This window comes from Marixanthomonas sp. SCSIO 43207 (assembly GCF_019904255.1).
Taxonomy (GTDB): Bacteria; Bacteroidota; Bacteroidia; order Flavobacteriales; family Flavobacteriaceae; genus Marixanthomonas.
This window is the reverse complement of the sequence record NZ_CP063203.1, coordinates 415,642-435,201: the sequence shown is the minus strand read 5'-3', so window position 1 is coordinate 435,201 and position 19,560 is coordinate 415,642. Positions and strand designations below refer to the sequence as shown.

Here is a 19,560-nt window from a genome sequence, read left to right as displayed (position 1 = left end):
ACTTGGTGGTTTTGTATTAAACCTCTGCTTTTTCGGTAGTTTGTGAACGGTCAATTTTTTTAACCAAACCTTGTAATACATTACCTGGACCAACTTCTATGAAATGATTGGCTCCATCTTTAATCATATTTTGAACACTTTGCGTCCATTTTACCGGTGCCGTTAATTGAAAAATGAGATTTTTCTTAATTTCTTTTGGGTCAGTCACGGCAAAGGTGCTAACGTTTTGATATACCGGGCAAATAGGATTTGAGAAATTTGTGTGTTCAATGGCAGCGGCCAGCTCTTCGCGTGCAGGTTCCATTAATGGGCTATGAAAAGCGCCACCTACCGGAAGTAATAATGCTCTTCTAGCTCCTGCCTCTTTTAATGCCTCACAAGCACTCTCTACAGCAGTAGTTTCTCCAGATATTACTAATTGACCTGGGCAGTTATAATTTGCTGCAACTACGGTTCCATCAATATCAGCGCATATAGCTTCTACTACGTGATCTTCAAGACCCAATACTGCAGCCATTGTTGATGGTTTAATTTCACAAGCATTTTGCATAGCTTGCGCTCTTCGTGAAACCAAAATAAGTGCATCTTCAAATGATAATGTTCCGTTGGCTACCAAAGCTGAAAATTCACCTAATGAGTGACCGGCAACCATATCTGGTTTAAAAGAGTCTCCTAGTTCACTTGCTAATATAGTTGAATGTAAAAAAATAGCAGGTTGTGTGACATTGGTCTGTTTTAACTCTTCTGCAGAACCTTCAAACATAATTTTTGTAATGTCAAAGCCTAATAAATCGTTTGCTCGATTAAAAAGTTGTTTTGCTTTATCTGAGTTTTCATACAAGTCTTTACCCATTCCTGAGAATTGAGCACCTTGTCCGGGGAATACATATGCTTTCATAGTTGGTAGTTTTTAAAGTTCAAAAGTAAAAATAAAAATCCCCTTTTCATATTTAAAAGGGGATTGCTTCTCAATTTTTATAAATCCATTTTGCCTGAAGTGCCAATATCTTTATTGTCACCTGTTACAGCAGCTGCTTGAAGTTTAAAAAAAGTAATCAATTTATTACTGTCGTTATTCCAATAGGCTGCTTCTTTAGGTGTAAATTTAATAGCAGTTAAATTGGGATCTTTTTCACCATCAAACCAAGCGTTATCTTTACTATCATATAAATCGTCTAGTACAGCTTGATCTGTAATTATTTCAGATGTTCCATATACACTAATAAATTTCATCGATCCGGGATCACTGTATAATAGTTGTGTTTCTGGACTTTTAAGTAAATCACTATTATGATCACTATCATTTCGGCTTAAAAACCAAATATTTCCTTCTTTATCAACCTCTTTTGTGTGCATAGGCACGACACTAAGGGGTTGTTGATTTAATCTTGTGGCAAACATGGCAACTTTAATATCATTAACCATATCTTTTAAAGTTGATTTTGCTTTGTCGCTGGTTAAATTTTCTGTACTCATAATTATTTTTTTATTTTCAAGGTACAAGATTTACAGTCCAAAAAGCGTCAATTTTTTATTAAAGTATTTTCAATTGTTTGTTAATGTACTAGTTAAACATTTTAACTATTTGCTGTACTCTAGATAGGTAACCGCTACCAAAAAGGTTGAGATGTACCAATAGGTAATACAATTGCCAGAGTGAGATTCGGGTTTTCCAACCATTTTCTAAAGGAAATATCTCATTATATAGTTTAAAAACTTCTTCTGAAAAACCACCAAAAAGATGCATCATTGCAAGATCCATCTCACGTGAACCAAAAGCAACAGCAGGATCAATCAAAGCGGGATTGCCAGTTTGTAATACCATATAATTACCACCCCACAAATCACCGTGAAGCAAGGCAGGTGGTTCATTAGGTATAAGTGATATTATATTTTTATACAAAGAATCTAAACTTGAAAACTGAAAACCGTGCTGGGAGGCTAGTTTAAACTGTGGCTGTAAACGTTGATTAATAAAAAAATCTGCTGCTGAGGTTTCTTGTGAATTGTATTGATGTAAACTTCCTATGTAATTATCATGGTCGAGACCAAAATAGCTATTTGTAGTTTTGTGAAGCTTGGCTAATTTTTCAGCAAATTGATTCCAGAAATCATTAGATTTTTTGCCTTCTTCTAGGTTTTCTAGTAGTAGATAAGAAGTATCTTCAAAAGAGCCATAATTTAATACCTTAGGAATTTTAAAGCTTTTTGAAGTAGTGAGTAGATTCAGTCCTTTTGCTTCAGCGGTAAACATTTCCGGATATTTTGAAGCGCTATTTATTTTTACTACATAGTTTTGAGACGTACACTTTAGTAGATAGACATCATTAATATCACCACCTGCAAGAGGTTTAAAGGATAGTAAATTTAGGTTATTTTCTTCTGCTATTTTGTTGAGAATTTGCAAGCTATCTTCGTTCGTAAGTTAGGTATGAAAATGCGTAATTATGTTTATCGTCTTTTGGGTGCTTTTCTTCAGAAATTAGTTGCCATTTGTTCATATCAATTTTAGGAAAATAGGTGTCAGCCTCAAAAGTTCCATGAACTCTGGTTAGTTCAATTTTATCAGCAGTATCTATGGCTACTTTATAAATTTCGCCACCGCCAATAACAAATGGTTGTGGATCGTTTTGAGCTTTCAGTAATGCTTCGTCAAGGCTGTGAACCACAACAGCACCCTCTTTTTGGTAATTCTTGTTGCGAGTAATTACAATATGTGTACGGTTAGGAAGTGGTTTGGGAAAAGATTCAAATGTTTTTCGCCCCATAATGATATGATGACCGGTTGTGAGTTTTTTAAAACGTTTAAAGTCATCGGGGAGATGCCATACCAAGTCATTATCTTTTCCTAGTTCGTTGTTTTCACCGGCTGCAGCAATTAATGTAATCATTGAACGTCTGGAGGTAAGGGGTTGTTGTTTTCCTTTTTTTTTACTTCGTGATCTTTGGGAAGCTGGAGGTCTTTATGTACTTTTTTTTCAAGTTCGTTAATACGGTTTGTTTGTTTAGCTTTTAGTTTTTCAAGTTGTCTATCTTCCCATTCTTTGCCCATAAATTTGCTCATTACAAAAACATTAAAAACGTGAATTAATAGAATAAATGCCCAAATTAAAACAACCCATACAGACCAATTAGGAAAAATTAAATCGGCACCTTTTTTAAGAACCAAATCAATAATAAGAAGTAAAATAGATCCTGCCAAAAAGAAAATAAAATGTCGCATTAAGTTTTTTTTCTCCTTAATACGTCTACGTGCATATTCATACTGTTCGCGTTGTTCTGAATCAATTCGTTCAGTTTTCTTAGATTTTGAAAACATAGTTAGTTCCTTTTATTGCTACCATAAAAATAATTAATTTTAATGGGTAATACTATTTTATGCAAGATTTTAGAAAACACTTTCCCGCATTAAACAATCAAACCTATTTAAACACTCCGGCATCTGGCTTATTGTCAATACCTTTATACAACTGGCGAAAAAATAAGGAAGCAGATTTTTTAAACCACGGAAATAACTATGGAAACACACTTGATCTACTTGCAGATGTAAAGAGAAAAGTAGCTCACTTTTTTTCAGGTTTTGAAGAATATACGGCTCTGGTTCCTAATTTTTCTTTTGGTTTAAATACCGTATTGGAAGGATTGCCTGAAAAACAAAAAGTTTTATTGTTACAAGACGATTATCCTTCTGTTAATTGGCCAGTACAAATGCGTGATTTTGATGTTTGTATTGCAAAAACTACGGGCAATGTTGAAGAAAACATACAAGCTGCCATTTCAAAACATCGGCCAGATGTGTTTATATTTAGTATTGTACAATGGCTTAATGGAATAAAAATAGATTTTAAGTTTTTAAACGAACTAAAAGCATACCATCCAGATATTCTACTCATTGCAGATGGAACTCAATATCTAGGAACCGAACATTTTAACTTTGAAGAAAGTGCTATCGATATTCTTGGAACAAGTACTTATAAGTGGTTGCTCTCAGGCTACGGAAACGGTTTTTTTCTTTTTAAAGAAACGGTTAAAGAAAAGGTATTTCCTAATACAATAGGATTTAATTCGGCAGCAGGATTTGACAGCACTCCTGAAGAAACTACGTTTGCTAAAAATTTTGAGCCCGGCCATCTTGATGCATTTAATTTTGGGAGTTTAAGGCAATCACTTCAGTTTATGGAAGAAATAGGTGTGAATACAATTGAAGAAAAAATACTTAGCCTTAATACTAAAGCCAAAAAAGCGTTTGAAGAACTGAATTTATTAAGTGAAACTGTTATAAATAGAACAAATATCTCAACGATTCATAACCTAAAGGGGGATGAGGCTATGTTTCAGAAACTACAGGATAACAACATTGTGTGTTCACAACGCGGTGGCGGTATTCGTGTAGGATTCCACTTTTACAATTCTGAAGAAGATTTAGAAAAAATAGTGTCTATTCTTCAATGAAAGATTTATTCTACTATTTTAACTCCTTTCCAAAAAGCTACATAACCCTCAATAGCTTTGGCGGCATGGGATGTTTCTGGGTAAAACCATGCTGCATCTCGGTTTTTTTCGCCATTTACTTCAAGGTTATAATATGATGCTTGCCCTTTCCAAGGACAATGAGTGTGTGATTCACTCTTTTTAAAAAATTCTTTCTTTATTGTTTCCGGAGGAAAATAATGATTGTTTTCAATAACAATAGTATCATCACTCTCTGCTACTATGGTATCATTCCAAATGGCTTTCATGTGTTTTATTTTTTTCTAATTCCGCGAGTTGTGAATGACAAGCCTTGTTGTCCGGCTGTAGATATCATTACAGCTTCAAAGAACGGTTCAAGTTTTCCTTTTTTTGTTGCCCAGTCAAAGACAAAATTTGCGCCTGTACCGCCTCCTTTATCTTCTTCATTAACAACAATTTCAATGGTTTCCATAGGTTGCACATATACCGGGTGGTCAAGATATTGTCTTATTTTATTGCCATAGGTGTCATAATAATCTGCTGTATAAATATAAACAGTATCTTGTAGGCTAATGTTTCTAATGCTTACTGTGGTGGTTAAATTGAATGTAAAACTTTTGTTTTGCTGATAAATTTCTGAATAGATAGGTAAATACGTACTTCCTTTGGTTAATAAGCTATCTGGAGTGGTAGTGTTTACTTTTCTGTTTTCCCAATCGTGTGAAAGGTCTTTTGTAGCCATGTGTTTTTTCATAGGATCCTCACAAGAGAATAAAGAGCATAACAGCAAAAAGAGGGTTAGGTATTTCATTGCTATTGGTTTTGTTGAAAATTACACATTTTTTCGTTGAAATACATAGTTTTTATAATACCCTTTTTTATCAGTAAATGAAGTGTTTATTTTTAAACCGGCTTCATTTGCTAACCAATCAACAACACTATCGGTGTATTTTTGTGAAATTTCGGTGTGTATTGTTTCCCAAGGTTTAAAATTGATTGTAAGATCTAGCTCCTTAATAGTCACTTTCATTTCTTTTTCAGCTACCAAAAAACTTTTTGCGGTACCTGTTTCTGGGTTATACGTTTCCCAGTGTATAAACTTATCTATGTCAAAATCTGCTTGGAGCTCATGGTTAATTCGAATTAATATATTTTTGTTAAAAGCCTCTGTGATTCCTGCTTTATCATTATAGGCATTTAAAATTGTTTCTGGGTTTTTCTTTTGATCAAAGCCCATAAAAAGCATATCATCTTCTTGCATAGTGTCTTTTAACTTTGAAAGAAAATCAATGGCTCGTGGATGCATTAAATTACCAATGTTTGAGCCCAAAACAATAATTACTTTTTTACGGGTGTTATAACTTTTTAAGCGTTCTAGTACTTCAAAGTATTCACCTTTTTCAGGGTCAACAGTTACATTTGGTAATTCATCTTTAAGCTTTTCTGAAAGGCTGTCAATAGCATTTTGACTTATATCGATTGGTTTATAAATAAAATTAAAATTCTGTTCTGAAAGATATTTTAATACTATTTTGGTTTTTTTTCCGTCGCCTGCGCCCAATTCAATGAGATCAAACCCATTTTCTTTTCCGCGAAAATACTCAGCAATGGGTTGCGTGTGCGTTTCTAATATTTCAAACTCACAATCTGTTAAGTAATATTCTGGCATTGCCATGATATCTTGAAATAACTTATCTCCCGCTTTATCATAAAAATATTTTGAAGACAAGTATTTTGGAAATGCCGTTAGGCCTTCATACACTTCTTTTTTGAAAGGAGTGTCTAGTTTAAGTTTTGTTTGTGTAGTCATATATAAAAAGTCGGAATTATTTGGCTAACCTTAAACCTGTAAATTGCCAACGTAGATTTGTTTGAAAAAAATTACGATAGGTAGCTCTGGTGTGCTTTGTAGAAGTAGCTACAGAGCCACCACGCAATACCTTTTGATTAACCATAAACTTACCATTATACTCACCAATAGCACCGGGTGCTTTTTTATAGCCGGGATAGGGGAGGTAAGCGCTTTCAGTCCACTCCCAACGGCTTCCCCAATCAAACTTGTCATTTGCAACTTCCCATTCAAACTCAGTAGGTAAACGGCAACCTTTCCATTGAGCAAATGCAAATGCTTCAAAATATGAAATATGAGATAAAGGAGCGTCTAGCAATACTTTTTGAAGACCTTGCAAGGTGTATTGATACCATTCACCATCTATATTATGCCAATATTGGGGTTGTGAGATTGAGTGTTCTTTAACCCAGTCCCAGGCTTCAGCGTGCCAAAGATTGTGGTCTTTATAACCCCCCGCTTTTATAAATTCAATATACTCAGCGTTGGTGACAAGCTTATTTGATATATTATAATTGTGTAAATAAACTTTATGTTTTCCTAATTCGTTGTCATAACAAAATGCTTCGGAATCATTGTGACCAATTTCATAAACACCTTCTGAAACTGCTATCCATTCTTGTTTAAAATTCTGAATAGGGTTTTCATCAAAGGAATCATTGTATTTTGGTAACAACGGGTTGTTTCCGAGGATATATTTAATATCGGTGAGCAATAATTCTTGATGTTGTTTTTCGTGATGAATACCAATTAGTAAAATTTCTTCAATTTCTGAAGATAGCTGTCCAGCCGTTAAAAACTCTTTTAGTTCATGGGTAACATAATGGCGGTAGTCATAGACTTTTGCTACACTTGGGCGAGTTAAATTTCCGCGATTATTGCGTATCACGCGTTTGCCAACAGCTTCATAATAACTATTAAAAACAAAGGCAAAGTCTTTGTGAAATAATTGGTAATCGGGTTTATGAGGTTTCAGAATAAATTCTTCAAAAAACCATGTAGTATGACCTAAGTGCCATTTTGGAGGTGAAACATCCACAATGGGCTGAACTACATAGTCTTCAATCTCAAGAGGCTTGCAAATAGTTTCGGTATGTTGACGAGTTTCCTCAAAAAAGGAAACTAGGGTATCTGTTGTAATCATAATAATAAAGTGCCGGGTTTTTGCCGACACTTTAAAGATACCATTTCTTTTTTTGAAAGATGTTTAGGGATTGTTAAAGGGAAAAATCTTTATTTACCGGTTTTAAACGTAATAGGAACCGTAAACTTTATAGCTCGAGGTTTGCCGCCCATCATACCCGGTTTGCTCATTTTTGGCATAGCCATAATATTACGTTTGGCTTCTTCTTGTAAAGCAGCTGTACCACCACTTACATCTTTAATCTCTACCAATCCTTTTTCATTAATAATAAACTTGACAACTACACGACCTTGCTCATTTTTTTTATAAGCTTGTGGTGGGTATTTGAAGTTCTTGGCAATGTGCTGAGCTAGCATATTATTGAAACAAGCGTCACGTTTTGCAGCGCTTCCTTCTTCACAGCCAGGCCATACAGGCGGGATTTCTTTAAGTGTAACAACATTTTTTTTAACATCACCCCATTCTTCTTGGGCAAATAGTGTTGTTGAGAATAAAATACAAAGAACTAGTAGGGCATTTTTCATAAAAAGTATTTTTTTAAATTGCTACCGCACCTTTTATATGTGGATGCGGATTATAGTTTTCTAAAGTAAAGTCATCAAATTTGAAGCCAAAAATATCTTTAACCTCTGGATTTATTTTCATAGTTGGAAGTGGTCTAGGGTCTCTTGATAATTGAAGTTCAACTTGATCCATATGGTTGCTGTATATGTGTGCGTCACCAAAGGTATGTACAAAATCACCAGCTTCATAACCGCAGACTTGTGCCATCATCATTGTTAATAATGCATATGAAGCAATGTTGAATGGGACACCTAAAAATATATCTGCACTGCGTTGGTATAGTTGGCATGACAATTTTCCGTCTGCTACGTAAAACTGAAAAAATGCGTGACAGGGTGGTAAAGCAGCTTTTCCGTTTGAAACGTTTTCAGAAAATGAAACGCTTGTGTTTGGCATTACGCTCGGGTTCCAAGCGCTTACTAACATTCTGCGACTGTCTGGATTATTTTTTAAAGTCTCAATAACTTCAGAAATTTGATCAATCTCTTCGCTGTTCCAGTTGCGCCATTGATGACCATACACGGGTCCTAAGTTTCCATTTTCATCAGCCCATTCATTCCAAATTCTCACTCCGTTTTCTTGAAGGTATTGAATATTTGTATCACCATTTAAAAACCACAACAGTTCATAAATAATTGATTTTAAATGTAGTTTTTTTGTGGTTACCATTGGGAAACCTTCACTAAGGTCAAATCGCATTTGGTATCCAAAAACACTTTTGGTGCCGGTTCCGGTTCTGTCGTGTTTTTCGGTTCCGTTTTCTAGAACGTGTTTTATGAGATCATGGTATTGCTTCATCGTCAAAAAGTTTAATGGCTAAATGTAAAAAAAGGAACGTTTAATTTAAAATTAGTAACCTTTTCAGTTATTAATAGTTATTAACTATTTAGCAAATTATCCAATAATCATTCCTGCAATAGTTGCTGAAATTAGTGAAGCGATGGTTCCACCAATTAAAGCTTTCATTCCAAACCTAGATAATTGCTTACGCTGCCCTGGGGCAAGTGAACCTATTCCGCCAATTTGTATTCCTATTGAAGCAAAATTGGCAAAACCACATAGCATATAGGTAGCCATAATAATTGACTTTTCATACTTTAAATGTAGGTCACTTGAAACATTTTTTAAATCTGCTAATTGAATATATCCTACAAATTCACTAGCGGCCAATTTGATACCTAATAGTTGCCCCATTAACATCATATCTTCACTAGATACACCTATAAGCCACATAAGGGGAGCAAATAGATATCCTAATAAAAATTCTAAGGATAGCTTGTCATAAGGCGTATATAGTGCAATATATTCATTAATAGAGGTAAAATGCCAATTGATTTTTAAAGCCTTTATAGTAAAGCCGTCAAATCCGGCAATGCCTCCTAAAATTCCGTTCACCATTGCGATCATAGCAACAAATACTAGTAACATTGCACCAACGTTTACTGCTAGTCGTAAACCTTCGGTAGTTCCATTTGCTATAGAATCTAATAAGTTTGAACCAATTTTTTCTGAAGAAACTTTTGCTTCGGTTTTTACAATTTCAGTTTGAGGATATAGAATTTTTGAAATTACAATAGCACCGGGAGCTGCCATTACAGATGCTGCTAATAAATGTTTTGCAAATGTAAGCCTCAAAACAGGATCGTCTCCGCCTAAAAACCCAATATAGGCTGCAAGTACAGCTCCTGCTACTGTAGCCATACCGCCAATCATTACAAGTAAAATTTCAGACTTGCTCATTTTCTCTAAATACGCTTTGATTAACAAAGGCGCTTCGGTTTGTCCTAAGAAAATGTTTCCTGCAACACTTAAACTTTCGGCTCCAGATATTTTTAGTGCTTTTGATAATAACCAAGCAAGGGCTTGAACTACTTTTTGAATGATACCTAGATAAAATAATACCGAGGTTAAGGCAGAGAAAAATATGATGGTAGGGAGAACTTGAAAAGCAAAAATAAAACCAAATGTATCCATATCTACTACAAGCCCTTCAAATAAAAATTTACTTCCTGCTTGAGTGTATTCTAATATGCTTATAAAAACATTACCTATGGCTTCAAAAATGCTTTGTATAAATGATACTTTTAATACGCCAATAGCAATAATGAGCTGAAAGGCAAGACCTATACCAACTGTTTTCCAATTAATGGCTTTTCGGTTTGAGCTAAATAAAAAAGCGATAAAAATTAAAGAAGCCATCCCGATAACCCCGCGCCATAAGCTAGTAAAAGAAAAACCTTGAGCAGGAATTATTTCACCATCGGCCTCTGAGATAGAAAGTGACTCAGACGGTATCTCTTCTGTTGTTGCTTCTATTTTGTTAGCTAGTGGTTTTTTAAAATGATACTGAACTTGATTTTTTGAGAAGACAAGTGAAGAATCGGTTAGCGTTTTTACGCGATAGCGACGTATTGTATTTTTGGGAGTGTCATAAAAAAATACAAGTAAGTTGTTTTGATAGATGTAATCTCCAGAAGCTTTTATGGAGTCTTTACTCTGTAAACGATATTCAAACCTTCCATCGTTAATTTTTAAGTAATCTTGATTTGGGTCTAGATTGAACAGTGGGGTAGTTCCCTGGTTTTTAATTTCGCTAAACTGCCAATCATTCTCTATAGTTTGCGAAAAGAGTGTTGTTGTGAATAAACAGCATAAAGCAATTAATAAAAAATTTCGCATAGTTTACAATTAATTACTTCTGAAATATAGAGTTATACATAATACAAGATTTATTAAAAATGTGATGTTTATTCCTCTCGTTTTGAAATTTCATCACGTATGCTGGCTGCTCTTTCATAATCTTCATTAGCAACTGCTTCGTCCAACATTTCATTTAATTCTTTGATAGAGAATTTGCCAAAATTTTGCTTTGAAGGAGCAACAGACTCTTTATCTTCACCGCCTATTAATTCTTCTAAAACTGAATCTTCGCTTTCTGAAGTTTTTTCTTTCTTCTTTTTTGGAGTAGTTTTTAAGAAAATTCCGGCTTTGTCAAGTATATTTTTATAAGTAAATATTGGTGCGTTAAACCGAAGAGCTAAAGCAATAGCGTCGCTGGTGCGGGCATCGACAATTTCTTCAAGACCATCTCTTTCGCAAATTATGCTAGAATAAAAAACGCCATCTATTAATTTGTGAATTATAACTTGCTTGATTACAATCTCAAACCTGTCTGCAAAATTTTTAAACAAATCATGGGTTAATGGTCGCGGAGGCTTTATCTCTTTTTCTAAAGCGATGGCGATAGATTGTGCTTCAAAAGCCCCAATAACGATGGGTAATTTGCGTTCACCTTCCATCTCGCTTAAAATTAAAGCGTAAGCTCCATTTTGCGTTTGGCTATAAGATATTCCTTTTATGCTCAGTCTTACAAGACTCATTAAAAATTAAAATTTTAATGTTAAAGGGTTGTGTTTAACGGTACTATACCCTTGTAAAATAAAAAAGAAAGCTGTTTAAAAAAGGAAGTTTCCTTAATTAAACAGCCTTTTATATTAGGCACAAAGTAACAAAAATTATGCGTTCTGTGCTTTGAATTCTTTTAATTTTTCATTCAGCTTAGGTACTACTTCAAAAGCGTCACCTACAATACCGTAGTCTGCGTTTTTAAAGAAAGGTGCTTCAGGGTCGTTGTTAATAACAACTTTTGTTTTTGAAGCGTTAATACCTGCCAAGTGTTGAATGGCACCACTTATTCCTATAGCGATATATAGATTTGATGCAACGGGTTTACCAGTTTGACCTACGTGCTCGCTGTGAGGTCTCCATCCCATATCACTTACAGGCTTTGAGCAAGCTGTAGCGGCACCTAGAATATCTGCCATTTCTTCAATCATTCCCCAGTTTTCAGGTCCTTTAAGACCGCGACCACCAGAAACTACAATTTCAGCATCGGCAATGGTTACTTTATCGGTTGCTTTGTCAACAGAAACTACTTCAACAGAAAAATCTTCAGAAGAAAGTTCAGGTGAAAAATCTTCGGTAGTTGCATCAGCTTCATTTTCTTTAACTCCGTAAGCGTTTTTGGCTAGACCAACCACTTTAACGTCGGTTTTTATTTCGGTAATAGAAAAAGCTTTGTTAGTAAAAACACTATGTTTTACTTTAAAAGGCTCTGTGCTTTCTGGAAGTTCGGTTACATTGGGTACATAACCTGCTTCTAGGTTTACAGCCAATAGAGGTGCCATAAATTTGCTATTTGCACTACTAGAAACAACTATAACTTTGGCGTCTTCTTTTTCTGCGGCTTTGGCAACGGCATCTGCATATGCTTCTGCGTTAAATTTTGATAGTTTATCGTTTGAAACATTTAATACCTTATCGGCACCATATTTACCCAATACACTGGTGTCACCTCCATTAATTGCAATTGCAGTTACTTGTGTACCCATGTTGTCTGCAATTCCTTTTGCGTAGGAAACAGCTTCGTGAGCAATTTTTTTAAATGTTCCGTCTTCTGATTCTGTATATACGAGTACTGACATATTTTTTTATATTTTGAATTCTGATTAGCATCAGAATGAAATTTATAATTTTTTCAATTTAAGATATTTCCGAAGTGATTTCGAAAAACTTGTTTATATCACTTTGGCTTCGTTGTGAAGTAAATCAACTAATTCATCAACAGTTTCAACCAATTTGATATCACCTTTTGGAGCTGGTTTTTCAAACTTTGCTGTTTGTGTTTCAGCATTTGCTTCTACAGGCTCCTTAACCGTTAAAGGTTTTTTACGAGCTTGCATAATACCGCGCATATTTGGGATGCGAAGGTCGCTTTCTTCTACAATACCTTTTTGTCCACCTACAACTAATGGTAGTTTGGCTTTTACTGTTTCTTTACCACCGTCAATTTCACGAATTGCCGTAGCAGTATCACCATCAATTTCAAGACTTATACAAGTGTTTACAAAGTTTGCTCCGGTTAATTGAGCAATCATTCCAGGAACCATACCGCCATTATAATCAATAGATTCACGGCCGCCAAGTACAAGGTCATATTCGCCTTCTTTTACTACATTGGCCAATTGTTTTGCAACTGAAAAGCCATCTGTAGCTTCTGCATTTACACGAATGGCTTCGTCTGCGCCTATGGCTAGGGCTTTTCTTAAAGTTGGTTCTGTGTCTGTACCACCAACGTTTACAACGTGTACGGTAGCGCCTTGTTTTTCTTTAAACCACATAGCACGAGTAAGACCAAATTCGTCATTTGGATTGATCACAAATTGTACCCCATTTGTGTCAAATTTAGTATCGTTATCTGTAAAGTTAATCTTTGAGGTAGTGTCTGGTACGTGACTTATACACACTAAAATTTTCATATACTTTATATCTTTTTTGAGTATTATTTTTTCGGGTTACGAAGATAGGCATATATTTCCAAAAAATGCTATGCACGCATAATAAATTTCCGTTAAAACTTGATAAAAATTACTAATTCGCATTTAGAATATACTATTTTTGTCGTCTTGACATAATTTTCAGAAAGAAAAGCGTTATAACAGATGAAAACATTACAATTCCGTGAAGCGATAGCCGAAGCCATGAGCGAAGAGATGCGTCGCGACGATACTATATATTTAATGGGCGAAGAAGTTGCCGAATACAACGGTGCTTATAAAGCCAGTAAAGGAATGCTCGATGAATTTGGGGCTAAGCGAATAATTGATACTCCAATTTCTGAACTTGGTTTTTCAGGTATAGGTATTGGTTCAGCTATGAACGGTAATCGTCCTATTATTGAGTTTATGACTTTTAATTTCTCGTTAGTAGGAATTGATCAAATAATCAATAATGCAGCAAAAATGCGCCAGATGAGTGGTGGGCAATTCAATATTCCTATTGTTTTTAGAGGACCTACTGCTTCAGCTGGACAATTAGCGGCAACACATTCACAAGCTTTTGAAAGTTGGTACGCTAACTGCCCAGGACTTAAAGTTGTGGTGCCTAGTAATCCAAAAGATGCAAAAGGATTGTTGAAAAGTGCCATTCGTGATGACGATCCAGTGATTTTTATGGAAAGTGAGCAAATGTATGGTGATAAAGGCGAGGTGCCAGAAGGAGAATACTTAATCCCACTTGGCGTTGCTGAAGTAAAACGAAAAGGAGCAGATGTAACAATTGTTTCTTTCGGAAAAATTATAAAAGCAGCTTACAAAGCAGCAGAAGATTTAGCCGAAGAAGGAATAGAATGTGAAATAATTGATCTTCGTACCGTGCGTCCAATGGATCATGACACTATTTTAGAATCGGTTAAAAAAACAAATAGATTGGTAATTCTTGAAGAAGCTTGGCCTTTTGGTAACGTAGCAACTGAAATTACATACCAAGTGCAAAGTCAAGCCTTTGATTACCTAGATGCACCAATTGTAAAAATAAATACAGGAGATACACCGGCACCTTATTCACCAGAATTATTAAAAGAATGGTTGCCAGGACCAAGTGATGTAGTAAAGGCAGTAAAAAAAGTACTTTACAAATAATATAACGTGTATCTTACTATTGATACACCAATATAAACCTTTCATTGCGTTTACGTAATGCAAGGTTTTTTTGTCCACAAAATCTAGCTGAAAGAACCTACTATGAAACAATTAATTATTTCATTTTTTTTATTAATTACCTCAGTTTTGGTTGCGCAAACAAAGGTAAGTGGTACGGTTAAAGATGCTTCTGGTACTCCATTACCCTTTGTAAATGTAGTTTTTAAAGCTTCAAACGAAGGGACGATATCAAATGAAGACGGTCGTTTTTACCTAGAAAGTGATCAAAATTTTGATGCAATAGTTTTTTCATTTGTAGGTTTTGAAAGTAAAGAGGTTGCATTAACACAGCGTAACTCTTACAAAATGGAGGTGACGCTTGAAGAAGAAGCTGCAGCTCTTGATGAAGTTGTGATTGTAAGTGGTAAACAGCCCAAAGAGAACAATCCGGCTATTGATATTCTTCGTAAAATTTGGGAAAATAGGCGTGAAAATGGAGTAAAAAAATTCAAACAGTACAGCTACGATAAATATGAAAAACTAGAATTTGACCTTAACACCATTGATAGTACCCTTATAAAAAGTAAAATTTTTAAAGGAATGGAATTTATGTGGGATCAAATTGACACATCAAAAGTTACCGGAAACTCTTACCTGCCTATTTTTATAAATGAAGCCTATTCAAAGGTATATGGTGACAATGATTTAAATGAAGAAAAAGAAGTATTAAAAGGAAATAAAAACTCGGGTTTTGAAAACAATCAAACCCTGATTGCTTTTGTAAAAGATCTGTATAAAGAATATAATGTCTATGATAATTACCTAAAGTTTTTTGACAAGGCCTTTACAAGCCCTTTATCTCGTACAGGTATTGACGTTTATAATTATGTTCTTTTAGACAGTGCTTATCGTGATAACAAGTGGTGCTACAACATTGTTTATTACCCTCGTAGAAAAAACGAACTAACTTTTAAAGGTGATTTTTGGGTAAACGATACAACTTGGGCTATCAAAGAAATAAACCTACAAGCTTCAAAAAGTGCAAACCTTAATTGGGTGAGAGAAGTGTATATAGAGCAAGAGTTTGAAGTGTTAAACGACAGTATATTTTTAATAACTCGAGATCATTTTTTGAGTGATTTCAGTTTCAGAAAAAAAGAAGAAGCACAAGGTATCTACGGAAAAAGAACAACGCTGTATGATAATTATAACTTTGATATAAAAAAAGATAAAAGTTTTTACGGTGAACAAACCAACCCATATAATGAAGCGGTTTATAATAGACCCGATAGTTTTTGGGAACAAAACCGTATGGAAGCCTTAAATAAAGATGAAAAAGGTGTTTATCGCCTTTTAGACACTCTTAAAACGGTACCTCGCTTTAAAACACTTTATAACCTTGGAGCTACTTTGGCTACGGGTTATTATGAAGTAGATAACTTTGATGTTGGTCCGGTTTTTTCCATTTTTGGTTTTAATGAAGCCGAAGGATTACGAATTAGACTAGGTGGTAGAACCTACTTTAGCCAAAATGATCCTTGGCGAATAGAAACCTTTGGAGCATATGGTTTTAAAGACAAACGATTCAAATTTGGAATATCAGGAAAAGTACTTTTAGACCGAAAGTCAAGATTATCCATTTTCAGTGGGTATAGAAAAGACGTTGAGCAAACAGGTGCTAGTTTAACTACAAGTAATGATGTATTGGGGAGAAGTTTGGCTTCTTCATCATTAATTTCTGTAGGTGCAAATGACCGTTTAACTCGTATAAAACTCGCAACAGCCGGGTTTGAAATTGAACCTGCCAAAAATTTTACCGTTCGGGTTACAGGCTCTCATAGAAAATTGCGCTCTGCCACAGATACATTTAGCTTAGATTATTTTGCTGAAGACGGAAGTGTAAAAAGTACTATTTCTCAACCCGAAATAGAATTAGGTCTTTTCTATACTCCTAAGCGTAAAACTTCTGGTTATGGCGTAGAAAGAACCATTATTAATGATGGAGATTATCCCAGTTTTTATCTAGGTTATACCTATGGTCTTAAAGATATTCTGGATGGAGATTTTGAATATAAAAAGCTTCAAACTCTATATACACAGCCGTGGAATATTGGTGGATTTGGGAGATTACTTTCTACAATTGAAGCAGGTAAAATCTTTGATCCTGTACCGCTCGGGTTATTAAGTCCGGTGCCAGGTAATCAAACGTACTTTAGTTTATATAATGCTTTTACAAATCTTGATTATTATGAGTTTGTAACCGATACATACACATCTTTACATCTGCAACATGATTTTGGAGGTCGTATTTTTGGTAGAATTCCTGGTTTACGCGATTTAGACCTTAGAGAAGTAATAGGTTTTAGAGCTGTTTATGGACAAATATCTGATGATAACAAAGCACTCAATGCGTCAAATATTGTGTATCAAGCTCCAGAAGATATCTACTGGGAGTGGAGTGTAGGTGTAGGTAATATTTTTAGAATTTTCAGAATTGATTTTAATTTCCGAGGAAATTACTTAGATAATCCTGGGGCTCGAGAATTTGGGGTTACTGGTGTTTTTGGATTTTCTTTTTAAGCATGCCAATAAAAAAACTGCCATCTAAAAAGATGACAGTTTTAAATTTACTAATTATTTCAGAATTAAAAGTCTGCTCGCAGCGAAAGAATAAAGTTTCGTCCTGCTCCCGAAATTCCTGAGCTATAAGGACGGTACCGTCTATCAGTTATATTTTCAAGCCCTCCGGTTACAGTAAACATATCATTTAAACGATAACTAGCTTTATAATTAAGAGTGTACCAACCTGCAGCGTAGGGGTTTCCCTCTTCGTTAATTGCATAAATCTCGGTTTTACCTTTTTCAGATTCAGGTAAATCTTCAAAATCTAGTTCTCCACTATAATTTAAATAAAGCTGCATATTTAGTTTTTGTGCACTATACGTTAGCCTAGAAACACCAAACCAAGGTGCTGCATGACGAGAACGACTTTTTGAGCCGTCATCTAGTTCTTCTTCTCCGTATTGATAATTAAAGTCTGAAGAAAAACCAAAATTACTTGGCAGCTTCACTTCAATACCGGCTTGAACACCATATACATTAGCTTCAGCTGCGTTTTGAATGGCTTGAACTTTACTTAATTGACCATCATAAACAATACTGTCTTGTCCATTTAATTTAAAATCTCGACGTACCAAAGCATTTTTTAAATGCGTATAATATCCTGTAACATCAACTTTAACAACATCATCAAATACTTTTGCTACACCCAAATCAATGTTGTAAGCGTATTCAGCTTCCAAATCGGGATTGGGTACTACTACAGATCCCGGTTCTGAATCAAATACTTTACCTACATCATCTACATTGGGAGCTCTAAAAGCAGTTGAAGCATTTGAGCTTATCACCCAATCGTCTGCAGGTCTGTAAACAACACCAAGACTTCCGGTTAAATTTCCATTTTCTAATGAAGCGGTTTCAAACGGAAATGGATAAAAGCGGGTGTCAAATTCAGCATCCAATTTTATAAAATTATACCTAAGACCACCTTGCAAGGAAACTTGATCATTGATGGTAAATTGATCTGAAACATAGGCAGCGTATGAACTCCAAGTGGCTTCTGGATATCTACTTGGTCCTGCTTGGCTAAAGCCTGTGTCAATATTGGTATCTGTTCCAGTTGAGTTTACATCATTGGTAACTAGCTCTAAGCCATAGTATAATTTGTGTCTGGAGCCTAACGATTTTGTAAAATCAATATTGGCTGAGTATGCATCAACTTTTTCTACTCTGGTTTCACGACTTGGATCATTGAAGTTTCTGCTTATTCGGCTTTCTTCAAAATTTTGTACTGCCAATCGTACTGAAAGTTGATCGTAAAGGCTGTTTTTCTTATTGTGAGTAAAGTTCAAATTATTCATCATCCACTTTTGTGGTCCATATTTCCATTCTCCATATCGTGGTGCTCCGTCTCTCATACGTTGATGCCTATCATAGCGTCCATAATCTGAAGTTTCAGAATAATGAAATCCATATTGAAAGTCCCAGTTTTCATTTGGTTTAAACCTTACCTTCTGCATAAAGTTAATTTGAGAAAATCCAGACGGATTTTGCACGCGAGGATCTTCATTTGCTACCACTACATCCATGCTATCCTGACGTTTTACAAAATAAGGTCGTAAAAACTCATCGGGACCTTCGCTTCCTTGCTTTAAGTCTTCATAATTATTTGAAGTGATACTAGTTGTGATGGCCCATTTTTTCCAACCTACATTAACATCTAGGTGTCCTGTTTTTTCATTGTTTGCTGAAGCATATCGTGTGATTGCTTTTCCTGAAATAAACGGTTCATCATCCAAAGAGAATTGGGGAGTAAGGGTTTGAAAACTCATAACACCACCAATGGCATCACTTCCATAAATTACAGATCCCGGGCCAAAAAGAACCTCTGCGTGCTCTGTAGCAAATGGATCTAAAGAAATAACGTTTTGCAAATTTCCGCCTCTAAAAATTGCGGTATTCATTCGCACTCCATCAATTGTGTAAACCAATCTGTTGGTAGCAAAGCCCCTTATCATGGGGCTTCCGCCGCCTTGTTGACTTTTTTGAATAAACACCTTGCCAGAAACTCCCAGTAAATCTGCTGCTGTTTGTGGATTTTGTAAGGTGATTTCTTTAGGCGAAATGGAAATTACTTTTGAAGGAACGTTTGATGTAGATTGATTCCATCTTGTTGCAGAAACAACTACCTCATCCATACTAATGTTTGATGGTTCTAAATAAAGTAGAAAATCTTCAGAAGATATTTCAGCATAACTTTTTATCAAAGTTTTATAGCCTAACGTTCTTATTTCAATTGATTCAGCATTTTTTAATGCCGAAATATCAGCTTTTCCTTTTGAGTTTGTAGTGGCATAAGCATTAGTGTCTTTGCTTATTAATGTGACCAGTTCGAGCGGCTGATTGGTCTCCTGGTCTTGAATGGTGACTATTTGAGCTTTTAATGAAAGGGAAAACCCAAATAACACCATAAAAAATATAATTTTTTTCATTTTACGGTTATTACATGTTTA

19 protein-coding genes are annotated in these 19,560 nt (G+C 35.1%); 3 read left to right on the top strand and 16 right to left on the bottom strand.

Going from position 1 to position 19,560, the window contains the following annotated elements; genetic code table 11:
* Positions 1–16: 16 nt before the first annotated feature.
* From fabD to INR76_RS02035, 5 genes are all read right to left on the bottom strand, one after another.
* On the bottom strand, positions 17–898 hold the full coding sequence (fabD, locus tag INR76_RS02055) for an ACP S-malonyltransferase (protein ID WP_223109011.1): 882 nt from the start codon (positions 896–898) through the stop codon (positions 17–19).
* Between the two features lie 77 nt (positions 899–975).
* On the bottom strand, positions 976–1,476 hold the full coding sequence (locus INR76_RS02050) for a pyridoxamine 5'-phosphate oxidase family protein (RefSeq protein WP_223109010.1): 501 nt from the start codon (positions 1,474–1,476) through the stop codon (positions 976–978).
* A gap of 88 nt (positions 1,477–1,564) precedes the next feature.
* Positions 1,565–2,407, bottom strand: coding sequence for a fructosamine kinase family protein (locus INR76_RS02045; RefSeq protein WP_255592751.1), 843 nt, complete (start codon positions 2,405–2,407; stop codon positions 1,565–1,567).
* Between the two features lies 1 nt (position 2,408).
* Positions 2,409–2,891: a dihydrofolate reductase gene (locus INR76_RS02040; RefSeq protein WP_223109009.1), complete on the bottom strand. Its 483-nt coding sequence runs from the start codon at positions 2,889–2,891 to the stop codon at positions 2,409–2,411.
* Positions 2,888–3,319 carry a 2TM domain-containing protein gene (locus INR76_RS02035; protein WP_223109008.1) on the bottom strand — a complete coding sequence of 144 codons (432 nt, stop codon included), beginning with the start codon at positions 3,317–3,319 and terminating at the stop codon, positions 2,888–2,890. Before INR76_RS02035 ends, INR76_RS02040 begins: the two co-directional genes overlap by 4 nt.
* A gap of 59 nt (positions 3,320–3,378) precedes the next feature.
* Between INR76_RS02035 and INR76_RS02030 the strand changes: the two genes are divergently transcribed.
* Positions 3,379–4,452, top strand: coding sequence for an aminotransferase class V-fold PLP-dependent enzyme (locus tag INR76_RS02030; protein ID WP_223109007.1), 1,074 nt, complete (start codon positions 3,379–3,381; stop codon positions 4,450–4,452).
* Between the two features lie 5 nt (positions 4,453–4,457).
* Here INR76_RS02030 and INR76_RS02025 read toward each other — a convergent pair whose 3' ends face one another.
* The 10 genes from INR76_RS02025 to INR76_RS01980 form a co-directional block, all read right to left on the bottom strand.
* On the bottom strand, positions 4,458–4,739 hold the full coding sequence (locus INR76_RS02025) for a DUF427 domain-containing protein (RefSeq protein ID WP_223109006.1): 282 nt from the start codon (positions 4,737–4,739) through the stop codon (positions 4,458–4,460).
* A gap of 5 nt (positions 4,740–4,744) precedes the next feature.
* On the bottom strand, positions 4,745–5,263 hold the full coding sequence (locus INR76_RS02020; protein WP_223109005.1) for a DUF3124 domain-containing protein: 519 nt from the start codon (positions 5,261–5,263) through the stop codon (positions 4,745–4,747).
* A gap of 21 nt (positions 5,264–5,284) precedes the next feature.
* Positions 5,285–6,262, bottom strand: a complete 978-nt coding sequence (locus INR76_RS02015) for an L-histidine N(alpha)-methyltransferase (protein ID WP_223109004.1) — start codon at positions 6,260–6,262, stop codon at positions 5,285–5,287.
* Between the two features lie 16 nt (positions 6,263–6,278).
* On the bottom strand, positions 6,279–7,445 hold the full coding sequence (gene egtB, locus INR76_RS02010) for an ergothioneine biosynthesis protein EgtB (protein WP_223109003.1): 1,167 nt from the start codon (positions 7,443–7,445) through the stop codon (positions 6,279–6,281).
* 89 nt (positions 7,446–7,534) lie between these two features.
* On the bottom strand, positions 7,535–7,969 hold the full coding sequence (locus tag INR76_RS02005; protein ID WP_223109002.1) for an energy transducer TonB: 435 nt from the start codon (positions 7,967–7,969) through the stop codon (positions 7,535–7,537).
* A gap of 13 nt (positions 7,970–7,982) precedes the next feature.
* Entirely contained in the window at positions 7,983–8,807 is an 825-nt protein-coding gene (locus tag INR76_RS02000) for a thymidylate synthase (RefSeq protein ID WP_223109001.1), read from the bottom strand.
* Positions 8,808–8,903: 96 nt separating this feature from the next.
* Positions 8,904–10,688, bottom strand: coding sequence for a nucleoside transporter C-terminal domain-containing protein (locus INR76_RS01995; RefSeq protein ID WP_223109000.1), 1,785 nt, complete (start codon positions 10,686–10,688; stop codon positions 8,904–8,906).
* Positions 10,689–10,756: 68 nt separating this feature from the next.
* Positions 10,757–11,389, bottom strand: coding sequence for a bifunctional nuclease family protein (locus INR76_RS01990; protein WP_223108999.1), 633 nt, complete (start codon positions 11,387–11,389; stop codon positions 10,757–10,759).
* Positions 11,390–11,524: 135 nt separating this feature from the next.
* On the bottom strand, positions 11,525–12,493 hold the full coding sequence (locus tag INR76_RS01985) for an electron transfer flavoprotein subunit alpha/FixB family protein (protein WP_223108998.1): 969 nt from the start codon (positions 12,491–12,493) through the stop codon (positions 11,525–11,527).
* A gap of 93 nt (positions 12,494–12,586) precedes the next feature.
* Positions 12,587–13,327 (bottom strand): electron transfer flavoprotein subunit beta/FixA family protein, encoded by a 741-nt coding sequence (locus INR76_RS01980; RefSeq protein WP_223108997.1) that lies wholly within the window; start codon positions 13,325–13,327, stop codon positions 12,587–12,589.
* A gap of 183 nt (positions 13,328–13,510) precedes the next feature.
* Here INR76_RS01980 and INR76_RS01975 point away from each other — a divergent pair, with 183 nt between their 5' ends.
* On the top strand, positions 13,511–14,488 hold the full coding sequence (locus tag INR76_RS01975) for a pyruvate dehydrogenase complex E1 component subunit beta (protein WP_223108996.1): 978 nt from the start codon (positions 13,511–13,513) through the stop codon (positions 14,486–14,488).
* Between the two features lie 102 nt (positions 14,489–14,590).
* Positions 14,591–17,068: a DUF5686 and carboxypeptidase-like regulatory domain-containing protein gene (locus INR76_RS01970; protein WP_223108995.1), complete on the top strand. Its 2,478-nt coding sequence runs from the start codon at positions 14,591–14,593 to the stop codon at positions 17,066–17,068.
* Between the two features lie 65 nt (positions 17,069–17,133).
* Here INR76_RS01970 and INR76_RS01965 read toward each other — a convergent pair whose 3' ends face one another.
* Positions 17,134–19,539, bottom strand: coding sequence for a TonB-dependent receptor (locus INR76_RS01965; RefSeq protein ID WP_255592749.1), 2,406 nt, complete (start codon positions 19,537–19,539; stop codon positions 17,134–17,136).
* Positions 19,540–19,560: the final 21 nt, after the last annotated feature.

Excerpts from the sequence above, each read along its gene's own strand:
- fabD (WP_223109011.1), bottom strand. The coding sequence starts at position 898 with ATGAAAGCATATGTATTCCCCGGACAAGGTGCTCAATTCTCAGGAATG.
- INR76_RS02050 (WP_223109010.1), bottom strand. The coding sequence starts at position 1,476 with ATGAGTACAGAAAATTTAACCAGCGACAAAGCAAAATCAACTTTAAAA.
- INR76_RS02040 (WP_223109009.1), bottom strand. The coding sequence starts at position 2,891 with ATGATTACATTAATTGCTGCAGCCGGTGAAAACAACGAACTAGGAAAA.
- INR76_RS02035 (WP_223109008.1), bottom strand. The coding sequence starts at position 3,319 with ATGTTTTCAAAATCTAAGAAAACTGAACGAATTGATTCAGAACAACGC.
- INR76_RS02030 (WP_223109007.1), top strand. The coding sequence starts at position 3,379 with ATGCAAGATTTTAGAAAACACTTTCCCGCATTAAACAATCAAACCTAT.
- INR76_RS02025 (WP_223109006.1), bottom strand. The coding sequence starts at position 4,739 with ATGAAAGCCATTTGGAATGATACCATAGTAGCAGAGAGTGATGATACT.
- INR76_RS02020 (WP_223109005.1), bottom strand. The coding sequence starts at position 5,263 with ATGAAATACCTAACCCTCTTTTTGCTGTTATGCTCTTTATTCTCTTGT.
- INR76_RS02015 (WP_223109004.1), bottom strand. The coding sequence starts at position 6,262 with ATGACTACACAAACAAAACTTAAACTAGACACTCCTTTCAAAAAAGAA.
- egtB (WP_223109003.1), bottom strand. The coding sequence starts at position 7,445 with ATGATTACAACAGATACCCTAGTTTCCTTTTTTGAGGAAACTCGTCAA.
- INR76_RS02005 (WP_223109002.1), bottom strand. The coding sequence starts at position 7,969 with ATGAAAAATGCCCTACTAGTTCTTTGTATTTTATTCTCAACAACACTA.
- INR76_RS02000 (WP_223109001.1), bottom strand. The coding sequence starts at position 8,807 with ATGAAGCAATACCATGATCTCATAAAACACGTTCTAGAAAACGGAACC.
- INR76_RS01995 (WP_223109000.1), bottom strand. The coding sequence starts at position 10,688 with ATGCGAAATTTTTTATTAATTGCTTTATGCTGTTTATTCACAACAACA.
- INR76_RS01990 (WP_223108999.1), bottom strand. The coding sequence starts at position 11,389 with ATGAGTCTTGTAAGACTGAGCATAAAAGGAATATCTTATAGCCAAACG.
- INR76_RS01985 (WP_223108998.1), bottom strand. The coding sequence starts at position 12,493 with ATGTCAGTACTCGTATATACAGAATCAGAAGACGGAACATTTAAAAAA.
- INR76_RS01980 (WP_223108997.1), bottom strand. The coding sequence starts at position 13,327 with ATGAAAATTTTAGTGTGTATAAGTCACGTACCAGACACTACCTCAAAG.
- INR76_RS01975 (WP_223108996.1), top strand. The coding sequence starts at position 13,511 with ATGAAAACATTACAATTCCGTGAAGCGATAGCCGAAGCCATGAGCGAA.
- INR76_RS01970 (WP_223108995.1), top strand. The coding sequence starts at position 14,591 with ATGAAACAATTAATTATTTCATTTTTTTTATTAATTACCTCAGTTTTG.
- INR76_RS01965 (WP_255592749.1), bottom strand. The coding sequence starts at position 19,539 with ATGAAAAAAATTATATTTTTTATGGTGTTATTTGGGTTTTCCCTTTCA.